Origin of the sequence: Hymenobacter puniceus, assembly GCF_014333525.1 — a bacterium.
Lineage (GTDB): Bacteria > Bacteroidota > Bacteroidia > Cytophagales > Hymenobacteraceae > Hymenobacter.
In genome coordinates, this window is record NZ_JACSCX010000001.1 from 312,654 (window position 1) to 325,838 (window position 13,185).

Sequence of the window (13,185 nt, forward strand, 5' to 3'; positions counted from 1 at the left end):
GGCACCAGCTCGGGTCCGGCGGCAGTAGCCACCGGGCCGGTTGATGGTTGCGCCATCTAAACGACGCTGTAGTAACGTCAGCGTACGGCAAACAGCCGGAAGGATACCGCCGTCGGACCGAAGCTGGAGCTGCAGCAGTACTTTTTATTGGTTTTCACTGCTGAGCCCCCATACGGCCAGGCTGCGGTCGTCGCTACACGAAACTAGCCTATTCTGCTGTGCCGGCCAAAACAACTTGTTGACCGAGGTGCCGTGGCCGGCATGCCGGGCTTTGTCAATCACGCGCAGTAGCCGCAGGGTTTCGGCATCCCAAAGCTTGATGCTCTTGTCCATGCTGCAGGTGGCCAGCAGCGAGCCATCGGGACTGAAGGCGAGGTGATTGATGGTGAACAGATGGGCCACAATACTGTGCTCTTCGGCGTAGTCGGCGGCTAAATCCCAGCGGCGCAGGTGGGCGTCGCGGCCGGCCGTGAGCAGGTAGCGCCCATCCGGCGAATAAGCGGCCGTGAAAATGGAATTGGTGCCGCCCTCCCACTGCCGCCGCACGGCCAGCGAATCGGCATCGAGCAGGCGCAGCTGCCAGTCGGAGCCGCCCACGGCCAACTCATTGCGCTCCTCGTGTAGAGCCAGGCAGCGCAAACTTTTGTCGGAGAGCTTGAGCAGGGTTTCCACGCGCCAGTCGGGCGCGCGCAGCACGGCCAGCGTACCATCACCGAGGGCCACATACAGCCGCTGGTGCGCCTCGGAGTACACCATGTCGAAGATGGCGGCCGGGGGCAGCGCCGTAGCAAATACCAGCTTTTTTTCGCCTAGGCTGATGCCCTGCACGCCCTGAAAATTGTGGCCGATGAGCAGCAAATCGTGCTGGGGCAGGTGCAGCAGGGCATACACCGAGTTTTCCACCTTCGCCACCAGCTCCCCGTCCTGCTCGGCCTCGGCGGCGCGCCAGGCAGCTACCAGGCCATCGGCGCCAGCCGAGTAGAACGTGTCGGTGCCGGGAGTGCCGGCCAGGGTATAGACGCAGTCGAGGTGGCCGGTGAGGGCCGTGAGTTTATGGGCCTGCGGACGGTAGAGAAACGGCATGGCGCAAAGGTAGCGGTAAGCTCTAAGCCGTAAGCGGCGAGTGTACATACTGGCTTGTAGCTTACCGCTACCTTTGTGCTTATGCCGCTTCACTCCCTCACTCCTCTCTCCGGCCAGGCGCTGCTGGGGCTCTGGCAGCTCACCGAACCACTGGAGGCGCTGTGGCCGTTGCTGCCGCAGCCGCTGCACTATACAGCCCGCTTCCCGCAAGGCCGCCACGAAGACCGGGCCCGGCAATGGCTGGCCGGCCGGGTGCTGGCCCACCAGCTGCTCCGCGAGCTGACCGACGCCCCCGCCACCCTGCACAACGACAGCAACGGCCGCCCTTTCTTCGCCGAGCTGCCTCAGTATGGCGTTTCGCTTTCGCACTCAGGCGACTGGGTGGCGGCGGTGGTAGCGCGGGGAACGGCGGTTGGCATAGATATTGAACTAGAGCGACCCAAAGCCCTGCAGTTGGCGCCGCGGTTTCTATCGGAAGCCGAACGGGCCGACGCCGGTAGCAACGCCGCCAAGCATAGTGTGTACTGGAGTGCCAAGGAAACACTGTATAAGCTGCATAGCCGCCGGGGGTTGGTGTTTAAAGAGCAATTGCTGCTCAGTCCGTTTGAGCTGCGGGAGGCAGGTGTGTTGACGGGACACCTGCTGCTCGAAAACTCCCGCAGCCAACACCAAATCCACTATCAGCGCCCCGCTCCCGATTACGTACTAACTTACTGCGTAGAGAGCAACTGAGTGGTCGAGTAGCTGAGTAATTTGTCTAATTGCACAGCTGCCACTTCCCCACTCAGTTCCTCTTACTCAGCTACTCCCTTACTCAGTTCCTCTCTCATGTCCATTCGCCGAATTTCCATCCTCGCTGCTGCCACCCTCCTATTCTGCACGGTAGCAGCCGTAGGCGTGGCCCGGGCCCAGGGTGGGCGCACTGTCAGCGACTTTAGTTTGCGGAGCAGTTCCAACACAGAGGTTGCGCTGAAAAGCTATGCCGGCAGCAAAGCTGTGGTTGTGGTGTTTCTCAACCCAAGCTGCGCCTACTCTAAGCTCTACCAAAACCGTCTGGCGGCCCTGAATTCGCAATTCAGCGACCGGGGCGTTCAGTTTCTGTTCATCAACGCACCTATCAACCTCGAAGCCAGCGCCGACATAGCTGACGCTGAAAAACTCAAAATCAAAGCTACTGCCGACCTGCCGCTGCTCACCGACGAAGGCCAGAAAGTGAGCACCCTGCTGGGCGCCACCAAAACGCCGGAAGTGGTGGTGCTACAGCCCGTCGGCGACGGTTTTGCCGTGCGCTACAAGGGGGCCATCGACGATAATCCGCTGGTGGAAACCGATGTGCAGGAGCGCTACGTGCAGCAGGCTCTCACCAACCTGCTGGCCGGCCGCCCTGTTGGGGTAGCCGACAAGCGCGGCGCCGGCTGCTTGATTAAGCGCAACTAGGTTCCTGGTTGCGCTGGAAGAATGAAACTTTCTCTTGTAGCACCAGCATGCATTGAAAAGCCCTTCGGAAGCAGTACACACTGCAGCCGAAGGGCTTTCTCTTTATGTAGTTTGCTACGAGAAGTATGAGCAGAAGCGACTATATAGAGGCTCTAGTCTTCTTTCTCCGGCGCGTCGCGCGTGGCGGTGGGCTCGTCGGTGAGGATGGTGAGCAGCTGGGCTACTTCCACGGCTTTGGCGGGTTCCTGTAGCTTCTCAAAGCTGAGCTGCAGGTTGCGCAGGGCCCGCCGCACGATGTCGAGGTGCGAACAGGGCTCGTAGAAAATGTCGTTGGAGGTAAGATTCAGCTGCACGATGTAGTGCTCGATGTCGGTGCGCGTCAGGATCAGGCCGCGATTGTAGCAGTTGATATAGAACGGCTCAATAATGGGATTTTCGGGCCGATAAGTCAGCACAAACAGATTGGGCAGGTTTACGCCGAACACGGGCAGTTCCAGCCGCTGCGCTACCAGCAGATAAATCACGCACAGCGTGAGCGGGTTGCCGCGGCGGGTTTCCAGCACCCGGTGCAGCATGGAGTTGGCCGGCGAGTGGAAATTCTGGGTGTTGGCGGCAAACTTGTGCACCCGAAACAGCACGTGGTTAAGGGCCTGCACCTGCTCAGTGGGCAGCATATCGGGCCGTAGCAGCGTCCATACTTCAAAGCGCAGCTGTTCGATGGCCTTGTTGAGGCTCTGCAAGTCTGCGTCGGGATATTGATAGGAGTTCAGCAGCCACATGCCTTCCAGCAGGTTTTCGCCGCCCGACTCGCGCCACACGCGCAGCCGCTGCTGCAGCCCGTCAAACTGCAGTTGGTGAATCAGATCCTCCAGGCGCTGCTGCTGTTGGGGGTCCAGCGTTTCTTCCCAGCTTTCTTCCAGAAACGGAATGATGGTTTCGCCCAGCGTTTGAATTTTCTCCTGAATCTGCGGGGCAACTTCGGCGTCGTCGAGCAGAGAGATAAGGGCTTTGATTTCTTTATTGGTCATGGAGCGGCAAGACAGCAGCAGCGGAAGCGGCGAAGGTCAGGAAAGGCAAAGAAACGGATACGGCGCGGGAGTGCCGCACGCGGCTATTCAGAAATAACAGCCAGCCCGGCCCGATTTGTTCAGCAGCAGCCGTTTTTAGACCTGGAAAATAGCCTACGTTCGTTGCGCCGGATATGCCGAAAAATCTCGCCTGCCTACTGGAAATATTCCGCGGCCGGCCCACGCGCTTGCCCCCGGAGTGGCCAGTTCTGGCGCCAGCTAGGCGGGTTTGCGGCCCAGGTATTCGTCGGTGAAATGCGCCCGGTGCGGTTCCTGCGCAAACTTCTCGGCGTTATAAGTAGCCGAGGTGCCACGCGGAATCGACAACGACTGCCACTGCCCCGCCCGCACCAGCTTCCCAATAAACACGATTTGCCCCACGTGATACGGGTAGTGCGCCAGCTGCCGGTTGATTGCCTCCGTGACGGTGTGGCCCTGGTTGCGGATGTACACTGGCTGGTCCCAGTTAGCGGGCGTGAGCGAATCGAGGGCGGCCAGCAAACAGCTCCACCCTTGCTCCCAGCGCGCCAGCACCTCAGCCCGCGTACTTAGGTCGTTGTCGAACTCGGCTTCGCGCTGCCGCCAGGGCTTCTCGCCGTCGGTGGTCAGGAAGTCGGTCCAGCGGGACAACATATTGCCCCATAGGTGCTTCACGATGGTAGCTACGCTGTTGCTTTCGGCGTTGGGCTGCCAGAACAGGGCTTCGTCGGGCAGTTGGGCAAACGTCTGGTCGCCGAGCAGCTTGTAGTATTCAAACTGCTTGCGGGCACTGGTGAGGTAGTCGGTATCCATGGAGGGGAATTTACTAATTGGCGCTTAACACCCTATAGAAACGCCTGCCTGCCCCTGTCTGACCGTTCGCACAGCCTGCGTTGTCTACCCAGTAGAAAGAACGACATTTCTAGCATGTGGTGCATCAGGCCAGTGCCAAGGAATTTTGGGGCTAAGGCTGTCGTGGTAGTCGTGGCACCCTTTATTACCCAACAAAACGGTATTACACTTTCGCCTAGTGCCTGAATACAGCCCTCGGCTTGGGGGCCCACCTTGGCATCTGTTCCACCCACCGCGGGTTGATTTCCACGGTGGGCTGGATGAAGCGGCTACTTCAGATATTTGCCCAGGGGCACCACTTTGTAGAGCGGGTCGTTGGCAAAAATTTTGGGCAGTATGGCCGCGTGGCGCTGGCCCATGATTACCAGTACCCGCTGGGCCTGCTCACGGGCCTGGATGGTCACAATGTTTGAATACACCTTCAAGTCGCGCTCAAGAAACAGCGAAATGTACTCGGCCCCGATGTATCGTTTGCTGACGTAAGCGGTGTCGACATACTCCGCAGGCGGGTTGGTAAACCGACCATTTTGCACCCGGGCGGGGTTCACGAACATCACGCGGTAGGTGAAGTCGAGCACGGCGGGGTCGTTGAGGAATACCAAGAAGTCTTTCAACGGCAGGTTACGCTCCCGAAAGCTTGCCTGGGGCTCCCGGCCCAACTCCGAGAAGTCGTTTGTGCCCTTCAAAAAGCCGTCGATGTTGTCGCCGTGCGTGAGGATGCGGTTGGATACGCTTTCGTAGCAGTCGACGCCGAAAATGCGCGGGTGGCCTAAGGCCTTAGCCAACTGATGGCCGAACTGATACCGCTCGGACCGGCCGTATGGCACATCCTTGAGATGCACCGCACCAGCTTTATACAGCGCGTACAGGCTATCGACACTGGCTTGGTCCTCGGGCGCGGTTTCAATCATGATCAGGTCGGGCTTGAACTTAAGCAGTTGCCGGTTGACGTCGGCTATTTCACGCTGCCGCGACTCGCTTAGCAAATCTCCGGTCGGCGCACTCGTAAAGCTAGACTGGCCAAAGTGCGCGCTGCCCAACACCATAATTTCCACCTGCGGTTTGGGCTTGGCCGCAGCTACCTCTTTGGCCACTTTTTTCAGATCCTGGGCGTAGCTGGAAACGGCCAACAAACTTAGAACGGATAAGAATAGGATTGCTTTCATCCGGGCTAAGGTAGGAGACGGAGCGGATTTCGGGCTTGAAGTGGTCTGAAGCGGAACCGGTCCGAAGCGGAAGTGTGGCAGCCGAGACAAAAAATCAACTGATACACCATGGCGCTGCCGAAAGCAATAACATAAATACGCATAACCAGCGTGGCTTCCAGCGCGAAGGTTTCGTCGGCAGCCAGTATCTTCTGCAGGCACGTCAGCATCAGCCGGCCTGCACGCTCACCGTCTCGGGCTGAAACGGTGAGAGGCCCCGCGCAATTTCATCGGCATTCACGAACTCTCAGCAGCCCAGCAGTCCCGGCAGCAGTGCGTACACAGATGTGGTTTTGCCTGCGCCATTGCAGCCCGCCAAGAGGCTAAGAATTTTTATGACTAGCAAGGTGAGGAGCTGCCCCATAACAGCAACGGCCCGCCGCTTCAGGTGAAGCCGGCGGGCCGGAAGTAGCAAGCTACGTTTCAATTCGTTTCTGCTTTCTCTACTGTAATTGTACTACGAATGTAGTTTAGCATAATCAAGCCAATAATTACCATCATTATCCTGTACAAATAGAACTCAATACTGTATGAAGAATCGTCCATCGTTTCATTAAGAAAACGACCCACTAAATTCATTACAGGGCCAACTATCATTGTAATAATTAACCACCACTTCAGGCTTGCAAGTGCATATTTATGCTTAGTAATAACCAGAAGTAGCAGAGCAGCCATCCATATCAGGCGAGCAACATCAGTTACATTGATTCTCTTTGTCAGCACATAGCAGGATAATATCAGGCCAACGACTAAAACCATTACTATTATCCAGTAGATAACAGCACTGCTAAAAACAGTTTTCTCTTTCATAACTATTGAGTTATCCAGCAATTCCTCACACCTGAATCACGCCCACGTTATACGCCTTTTCAATGGGCGCGTGGTTAGCCATGCTGATGCCCTGGGAAATGACTTTGCGGGTTTCCAACGGGTCGATGATGGCGTCGACCCAGAGGCGGGCCGCGGCGTAGTAGGGCGAGAGTTGCTCGTCGTAGCGGGCTTTGATGCGGTCCAGTAGCTCCTTCTCGGCTTCGGGCGTGATGACTTCGCCTTTGGCTTTCAAGGACGCTACCTGAATCTGGAGGAGCGTGTTGGCGGCGGCGGCCCCGCTCATTACGGCCAGTTGGGCCGTGGGCCAGGCCACAATCAGGCGCGGGTCGTAGGCTTTGCCGCACATGGCGTAGTTGCCGGCCCCGTAGCTGTTGCCAATGACCACCGAAAACTTGGGCACCACGGAGTTGGCCATGGCATTCACCATCTTGGCGCCGTCCTTGATGATGCCGCCGTGCTCACTCTGCGAGCCCACCATGAAGCCCGACACGTCGTGCAGGAACACCAGCGGAATGCGCTTCTGGTTGCAGTTCATGATGAAGCGCGCCGCCTTGTCGGCCGAGTCGGAGTAGATGACGCCGCCCATCTGCATGGCGCCCTTCTTGGTCTTCACAATTTTGCGCTGGTTAGCCACGATGCCCACGGCCCAGCCATCGATGCGGGCGAGGCCGCAGAGCAGCGTCTGGCCGTAGAGGTCCTTGTATGGCTCGAACTCGGAATCATCGACCAAGCGGTTGATAATATCCATCATGTCGTAGGGCTTGGCGCGGTCGGCGGGTAGCAAGCCCAGGATTTCGGCCGGGTTTTCCTTAGGTGCGGCGGGCGTTTTGCGCGAGAAGCCGGCCGTGGCGTGGCCACCCAGCTTATCGAAGATATTGCGGATGTGCTCCAGGCACTCTTCGTCGGTCTGGAACTTATAGTCTGTCACACCCGAAATTTCGGAGTGCGTGGTGGCGCCGCCCAGCGTTTCGTTGTCGATGGATTCGCCGATGGCCGACTTCACCAGGTAGGAGCCCGCCAGGAACACCGAGCCGGTACCGTCCACAATCATGGCCTCATCACTCATAATCGGCAGGTAGGCCCCGCCGGCCACGCACGGACCCATAATGGCGGCCAGCTGCACGATGCCCATGCTGCTCATCACGGCGTTGTTGCGGAAGATGCGGCCGAAGTGCTCCTTATCGGGGAAGATTTCGTCCTGCATCGGCAGGTACACGCCTGCCGAATCGACGAGGTAGATGATGGGCAGCTTGTTTTCGATGCTGATTTCCTGGGCCCGCAGGTTTTTCTTGGCCGTAATCGGGAACCAGGCGCCGGCCTTCACGGTGGCGTCGTTGGCGACTACCACGCACTGTCGGCCCTGCACCCAGCCAATGACGACCACCACGCCGCCGCTAGGGCAGCCGCCTTCCTCCTTGTACATCCCCTCCCCTGCAAACGCCCCGATTTCCACGGTTTCCGAGTCTTTATCCAGCAGATACTCGATTCGCTCCCGGGCCGTGAGCTTGCCTTTGGCTTTGTGGGCTTCGATGCGCTTCTCGCCGCCGCCGAGGGCCACTTTCTCCAGCCGCTTTTTCAGTTGGAAATTGAGTTGCTTGATGCTGTCTTCGTTTCTGTTGAATTCGAGGTTCATTGGGGGTGGGACTGGGTGGTGGGGTGGCTCTGTCATCCTGAGCGGAGCGAAGAACCTTATCACGCCTGAATTGCTACCAGACGTTTCGTTCAGGCGTGATAAGGTCTTTCGCTCCGCTCAGGATGACACAGGGCATACAGAACAAAAAAAATCCGCCCCTCGCGGGGCGGATTCAAAGGTAAGAGGATTGCCGTTTGCGGCTGATACCTACTTGATGGTCGTTTTGGTTTCAGTTTCTGTGGTGGTGCCGTTGGGCTTCACAGTAGTAGTTTCCACCTCCTTCTTGGCTTTGTCCTTGCCTCCGCCCCCGAACACCGAGAAGTGCACGTAGCGCTTGGGGTTGGCCTGGAAATCAGTGAGCAGCGTGTTGGTGCTGGCGGCCGTGGCGTTGAGGTTGTTATAGAGCGTAGTATCGTTCATGAGCTTCCCCAACGAGCCTTTCTGGTCCGACAACGAGCGGTTGAGCGTGGTCATGGTACCCTGCGCTTCGGTCATGGTGGCGTTGAGCTTGCGCATGGCCGGGCCCACCGGGGCACTTTTCAGCGAGTCGCTGAGGGTGGAGAAGTTGGTGGCAATCCGGTCAAACTTGGCGCTGGTCTTGTTCAGCTCCGACGTCAAGCGGGCCATGTTGGTGGTAATCTGGTTGATGTTGCGCTGGTTCATAATCAGCAAATTCTTCAGGGCCTCAGTGCTGCCCTGGGCGTTGAGCAGCGTGGCCTGCAGGCTCACCTTGGCTTCTTTGCTCAAAAAGCCATTCACCTTGGTCAGCGTCGAATCGACGGTTCCAAGCACGGGCAGCGCTTTGGCCTGGAAGGCGTCGGTGATGCTGGCTACGGTGTAGGACTTCAGCTCTTCGCCGCCATCGTAGATTTTGGAGTTGCGCCCCAGAAACAGCGTAATGGTTTTCGAGCCCAGCAGCGAGCCGCTGAGGCTGGCCACCGTCGAGTCGCCGACGACCACATCTTTCTGCAGCTCTACCGAGACCTTCACTTTGTTGCCTTCCTCGGGTAGCAGGCGCATTTCCTTTACCTGGCCCACTTTCACGCCATTCAGAATCACAGGGTTGCCCACAGTGAGGCCGTCCACGTTGTCGTAGGTGGCGAAATAAGTATGGTCAGAAGAAAGCAGGTTGCTGCCCTTCAGAAAATTAAAGCCCAGGTACAGTGCTACCAGGGCCACGATGCCCAATAGGGCTACTTTGATTTCTTTCGACACGGGGGTCAAGGCTTAGTGAGAGGCGAGAGAAGACCGCTGCAACGAACGGTCTGGCGGGCTATTCTCCATTCATGGCCTCCAGCTCGTTTTTATAGTCGCGGAAGGCGCGGAAGATACCCGAGGCCATATACGACTGATTGGTCTTATCGTTCAGGTAGGCTTCTTCCTGTCGGTTGGTCAGAAAGCCGGATTCAATCAGCACGGCTGGCATGGTGGATTTCCAGAGCACCAGAAAGCCCGCCTGCTTCACCCCGCGCGAAGGCCGTTTCACGGTCGTGCGGAACTGCTTATCCACGCGCTGGGCAAACCGGATGCTGTTGACGATGTGGGCGCTTTGGTAGAGAGAAAACAGGATGTGGCTCTGCGGCGAAGTAGGGTCGAAGCCGTTGTAGCGTTCCTTGTAATTGTCTTCCTGCAGAATTACGGCGTTTTCGCGCTTGGCCACGCTCAGGTTAGCATCGGTCTTGTGTGGGCCCATAGTCCAGACTTCGGTGCCGAAAGCGCCGGGCGCGGCGGCATTGCAGTGTACCGAGATAAACAGGTCGGCGTTGTGCTTATTGGCAATGCCGGCGCGGTCGGCCAGCTCCACAAACACGTCGGTTTTACGGGTGTATACAACCTTTACGCCCGGCATGGAATCTTCTATCTGCCGGCCCAGAGCCAGAATAATTTTCAGGGCCACATCGGCCTCTCTGGCTTTCACGCCGGCGCAGCCCCGGTCTTTGCCGCCGTGACCGGCATCGAGCACAACAGTACGCAGGCGGTAGCCCGCGGGCTTAGCCGACAGCACAGGGCGTGGGGCCGGGCCTTCCGGCGCTACAGCCGCCGGAGCCCCAGAAAAACAGAGTAACCCCAGCAAACACAACGTGACAATATTCCGCACAGACTTCGTTAGTGAAGAGCAGCGACGCGCTACCTTTGCAAACCGCCACAAAATAAACGAATAAAACTACGTGGCCGTACCCGAGCCCTTGCCGACCGATACGATTATTTTTATGCGCGGATTTATTCTGCGGGGCCTACGGGCTACCGGGCCAGCTATGTTGTGCCTGCTGGCGGCATTCGGGCTATTCATTTTCACGGCGCAGGCGCAGGCGCCCACCCCGAGCCAGCAGCAGGCCACTTCGGTGCCCGCCGACGTGCGCCGCCCTGCCCAGATCCTGCGCGCTGACACGGCCCGCTCGGGTTTGCAGCGCCCCCGCTCCGGCACCGCCGCCGACACCAGCGGCTTGGTGCGCCGTGGCAGCACGCCCGATTCGCTGAATGTGGCGGCCGGCGCCCGCAAAGGTGGTGTGGAAACTACCGTAAAATATGCTGCCAAAGACTCTATCCGATTTGTGGTAGGCGAAAAGAAGGCCATTCTGTACGACGCGGCCAGCGTGAACTACGGCGAGATGGATTTGAAAGCCAACCGGATTACGGTGGATTACAGCAACAACCTGCTCACGGCCGAAGGCACCCAGGACTCTCTGGGCAAAACCAGCGGGCGGCCTGTGTTCAAGAATGGCGCCGAAACCTACCAGGCCGGCCGCATCAACTACAATTTCAAGAGCAAGAAAGGCAAGATTGCCGATGCCGTGACGCAGCAGGGCGAAGGCTACCTGCACGCCGAAACCATCAAGAAAAACCAGTTCAACGAAATCTACGGGCGCAACGGGCGCTACACCACCTGCAACCTGGAGCACCCCCACTTCTACATCAACGCCAGCAAGATGAAGGTGATTCCGGGCCAAAAGGTGATTACCGGGCCCTTCAACCTGGTAATTGGCGGCATCCCCACGCCGCTGGGGCTGCCGTTCGGCTACTTCCCCTCGCCCAGCTCCACCCGTGCCTCCGGCCTGATCATTCCCACGTTCGGGCAGTCCACGGACCGGGGCTTTTTCCTGCGTAACGGCGGCTACTACTGGGCTGCCAACGACAACATCGGCGTGCGCTTTACCGGCGACATCTACTCGGGCGCGGGCCAGCAGTTTGGCGGCTGGCGCGGCCAGGCCGAGATGCAGTACATCAAGCGCTACCGCTACAACGGCCTGTTGAGCTTCGAGTTTTCGTCGCGGCCATCGGAGCGGCTGTTGCAGGAAGATGGCGTGACGGCTTCGGGCATCGTCTTTCCGCAGGGCCGCAAGCCTCAGACCTTGTGGCTGCGCTGGAGCCACTCGCCCACGCCCCGGCCAGGCGGCGGTCGTTTTTCGGCCAGCGTGAATGCCGGCAGCGCCCAGTACAACCAGCAGAACTCATTTGAGCCGCGCCGCTTCCTGACGCCGGCCTTCTCCTCCACCATCAGCTACAGCAAGCAGCTGCGCAACGCGCCCATCAACTACTCGCTGAACCTGAGCCAGACACAGAATACGCAAACCGGCGAAATGAGCTTCGTGCTGCCCGACGCCACCGTGCAGGTGGCGCGGCAGTACCCGTATCAGTGGCTGGGCCTCTCGCCGCGCGACAGATTCTACGAGCAGCTTTCCTTCTCTTACTCGCTCACGGGCCAAAATAAGGTCACGAACACCCAGGCGGCGCGGCAGCTCACTGGTGTGCCGTTGCTGGGTGGCACCAGCACCGGCAGCGTCATCCCAATCCGGCTCGATAACATTGCGGCCTTACTGCGCAACTCCCAGACCGGCCTGCGCCACGATTTCCAGATTCAGCTAGGCAGCTACAACGTGCTCAAGCACATCAACGTCAGCCCGGCCATCAGCTACAACGAAGTCTGGTATTTCAAGCGCCTCGACTACAGCTACAACCCCGTGGCCCGGGCTATCCGGGTAGATACCACCACCAGCTTCAACCGGCTCTACACGGTTTCGGGGGGCTTCAACATGGGCACCAATTTCTACGGAACGCTGGTACGCAAGGGCACCCGCAAGATCCAGGCAATCCGCCACAAGGTCACGCCCAACATCAGCTACCAGTACGCCCCCAACGCCAACCCCGACTACCGCCAGAACCTCAACCTGCCCCTCGGCACCAGCCTTGATGCGCAGGGCCGCCTCGTGGATTCGCGCATTTTCTCGCGCTACGAAGGTTTCCTGTACGGCACGCCCGCCGGGCAGCGACAGAGCCAGGTGAGCTTCTCGCTGCAGAACGCCGTGGAAATGAAGGTGCGCAACAAAAACGACACTACCGGCACCACGCCCTTCAACAAAGTCAGTTTGATTGACGGACTCGACTTCAGCGCTGGCTACAACTTCCTAGCCGTAGGTCCCAAGCTGAGCCCACTCAGCGCCACGTTCCGGACCCAGATAGCCAAGAAGCTCAGCGTTAATATCACCTCGTCTTTTGACTTCTACCAGCGCGACACCTCGGGCGTTACCATCGACAAGTTTCTGTTCGATCAGGAAAACCGCCGCCTAACGCGCCTCACGTCGGCCTCGCTGCAGCTGAACTACCAGTTCAACCCGGCGCAGAACCCGAACAAGAAAAGCAATGTGCCCCGCGCTGTAGCTCCCGTAAATGACCCTACGCTCGGCAACCCTAACCCCATCAACCCCTACGAAGACTACGTGGACTTCGAGCTGCCCTGGGAAATGACCACCGGCTTCTCCATTCTCTACGTCGATCCGGGCGTGCGACCTTCGCGCGGCACCTACGTGCGCACCCGCGCCTTCAGCACAGCCGCACTCAACCTGAGCGGCTCCGTGAAGCTGACCAACAACACCCGCGTCGGCTACACCACCAACTACGACTTTATCAACAAAACGCCGGCCTTTACCTCGCTCGACATCTTCCGCGACCTGCACTGCTGGCAGATTACGGCCAACTGGCGCCCATTCAGCGGCTACGGCCAGGGCTATTTCGTGACCATTGCCGCCAAATCGTCGCTGCTGCAGGATCTGAAGCTGAACCGCAACCGCACGTTCCTGAATTACTAGCGTAGCGTGGCAGT

The 13,185-nt window shown here is 58.7% G+C and carries 11 protein-coding genes; 3 read left to right on the forward strand and 8 right to left on the reverse strand.

Annotated elements, in window-relative coordinates:
* Nucleotides 1–144 precede the first annotated feature (144 nt).
* Entirely contained in the window at nt 145–1,083 is a 939-nt protein-coding gene (locus H8B14_RS01265) for a WD40 repeat domain-containing protein (RefSeq protein WP_187313818.1), read from the reverse strand.
* Nucleotides 1,084–1,164: 81 nt separating this feature from the next.
* Here H8B14_RS01265 and H8B14_RS01270 point away from each other — a divergent pair, with 81 nt between their 5' ends.
* Nucleotides 1,165–1,815 (forward strand): 4'-phosphopantetheinyl transferase family protein, encoded by a 651-nt coding sequence (locus H8B14_RS01270; protein WP_187313819.1) that lies wholly within the window; start codon nt 1,165–1,167, stop codon nt 1,813–1,815.
* A gap of 96 nt (nt 1,816–1,911) precedes the next feature.
* Nucleotides 1,912–2,520 carry a redoxin domain-containing protein gene (locus H8B14_RS01275; RefSeq protein WP_187313820.1) on the forward strand — a complete coding sequence of 203 codons (609 nt, stop codon included), beginning with the start codon at nt 1,912–1,914 and terminating at the stop codon, nt 2,518–2,520.
* 152 nt (nt 2,521–2,672) lie between these two features.
* Here H8B14_RS01275 and H8B14_RS01280 read toward each other — a convergent pair whose 3' ends face one another.
* From H8B14_RS01280 to H8B14_RS01310, 7 genes are all read right to left on the reverse strand, one after another.
* Nucleotides 2,673–3,548: a transglutaminase-like domain-containing protein gene (locus tag H8B14_RS01280; protein WP_187313821.1), complete on the reverse strand. Its 876-nt coding sequence runs from the start codon at nt 3,546–3,548 to the stop codon at nt 2,673–2,675.
* A 258-nt stretch (nt 3,549–3,806) separates the two neighbouring features.
* Nucleotides 3,807–4,379, reverse strand: coding sequence for a DUF1572 domain-containing protein (locus H8B14_RS01285; RefSeq protein WP_187313822.1), 573 nt, complete (start codon nt 4,377–4,379; stop codon nt 3,807–3,809).
* A 308-nt stretch (nt 4,380–4,687) separates the two neighbouring features.
* Nucleotides 4,688–5,584, reverse strand: coding sequence for a DUF5694 domain-containing protein (locus H8B14_RS01290; RefSeq protein WP_187313823.1), 897 nt, complete (start codon nt 5,582–5,584; stop codon nt 4,688–4,690).
* Nucleotides 5,585–6,046: 462 nt separating this feature from the next.
* The gene (locus tag H8B14_RS01295; protein WP_187313824.1) at nt 6,047–6,433 is read right to left on the reverse strand and encodes a hypothetical protein; all 387 of its coding nucleotides are present in this window, start codon (nt 6,431–6,433) and stop codon (nt 6,047–6,049) included.
* 25 nt (nt 6,434–6,458) lie between these two features.
* Nucleotides 6,459–8,087, reverse strand: a complete 1,629-nt coding sequence (locus H8B14_RS01300) for an acyl-CoA carboxylase subunit beta (protein WP_187313825.1) — start codon at nt 8,085–8,087, stop codon at nt 6,459–6,461.
* A gap of 207 nt (nt 8,088–8,294) precedes the next feature.
* Nucleotides 8,295–9,302, reverse strand: a complete 1,008-nt coding sequence (locus H8B14_RS01305) for an MlaD family protein (protein ID WP_187313826.1) — start codon at nt 9,300–9,302, stop codon at nt 8,295–8,297.
* Between the two features lie 58 nt (nt 9,303–9,360).
* The gene (locus tag H8B14_RS01310) at nt 9,361–10,092 is read right to left on the reverse strand and encodes an N-acetylmuramoyl-L-alanine amidase family protein (protein ID WP_315984803.1); all 732 of its coding nucleotides are present in this window, start codon (nt 10,090–10,092) and stop codon (nt 9,361–9,363) included.
* 205 nt (nt 10,093–10,297) lie between these two features.
* Here H8B14_RS01310 and H8B14_RS01315 point away from each other — a divergent pair, with 205 nt between their 5' ends.
* Nucleotides 10,298–13,171, forward strand: a complete 2,874-nt coding sequence (locus H8B14_RS01315; protein ID WP_187313827.1) for a putative LPS assembly protein LptD — start codon at nt 10,298–10,300, stop codon at nt 13,169–13,171.
* Nucleotides 13,172–13,185: the final 14 nt, after the last annotated feature.

Coding starts and splice junctions, on each gene's coding strand:
- H8B14_RS01265 (WP_187313818.1), bottom strand. CDS start 1,083: ATGCCGTTTCTCTACCGTCCGCAGGCCCATAAACTCACGGCCCTCACC.
- H8B14_RS01270 (WP_187313819.1), top strand. CDS start 1,165: ATGCCGCTTCACTCCCTCACTCCTCTCTCCGGCCAGGCGCTGCTGGGG.
- H8B14_RS01275 (WP_187313820.1), top strand. CDS start 1,912: ATGTCCATTCGCCGAATTTCCATCCTCGCTGCTGCCACCCTCCTATTC.
- H8B14_RS01280 (WP_187313821.1), bottom strand. CDS start 3,548: ATGACCAATAAAGAAATCAAAGCCCTTATCTCTCTGCTCGACGACGCC.
- H8B14_RS01285 (WP_187313822.1), bottom strand. CDS start 4,379: ATGGATACCGACTACCTCACCAGTGCCCGCAAGCAGTTTGAATACTAC.
- H8B14_RS01290 (WP_187313823.1), bottom strand. CDS start 5,584: ATGAAAGCAATCCTATTCTTATCCGTTCTAAGTTTGTTGGCCGTTTCC.
- H8B14_RS01295 (WP_187313824.1), bottom strand. CDS start 6,433: ATGAAAGAGAAAACTGTTTTTAGCAGTGCTGTTATCTACTGGATAATA.
- H8B14_RS01300 (WP_187313825.1), bottom strand. CDS start 8,087: ATGAACCTCGAATTCAACAGAAACGAAGACAGCATCAAGCAACTCAAT.
- H8B14_RS01315 (WP_187313827.1), top strand. CDS start 10,298: ATGCGCGGATTTATTCTGCGGGGCCTACGGGCTACCGGGCCAGCTATG.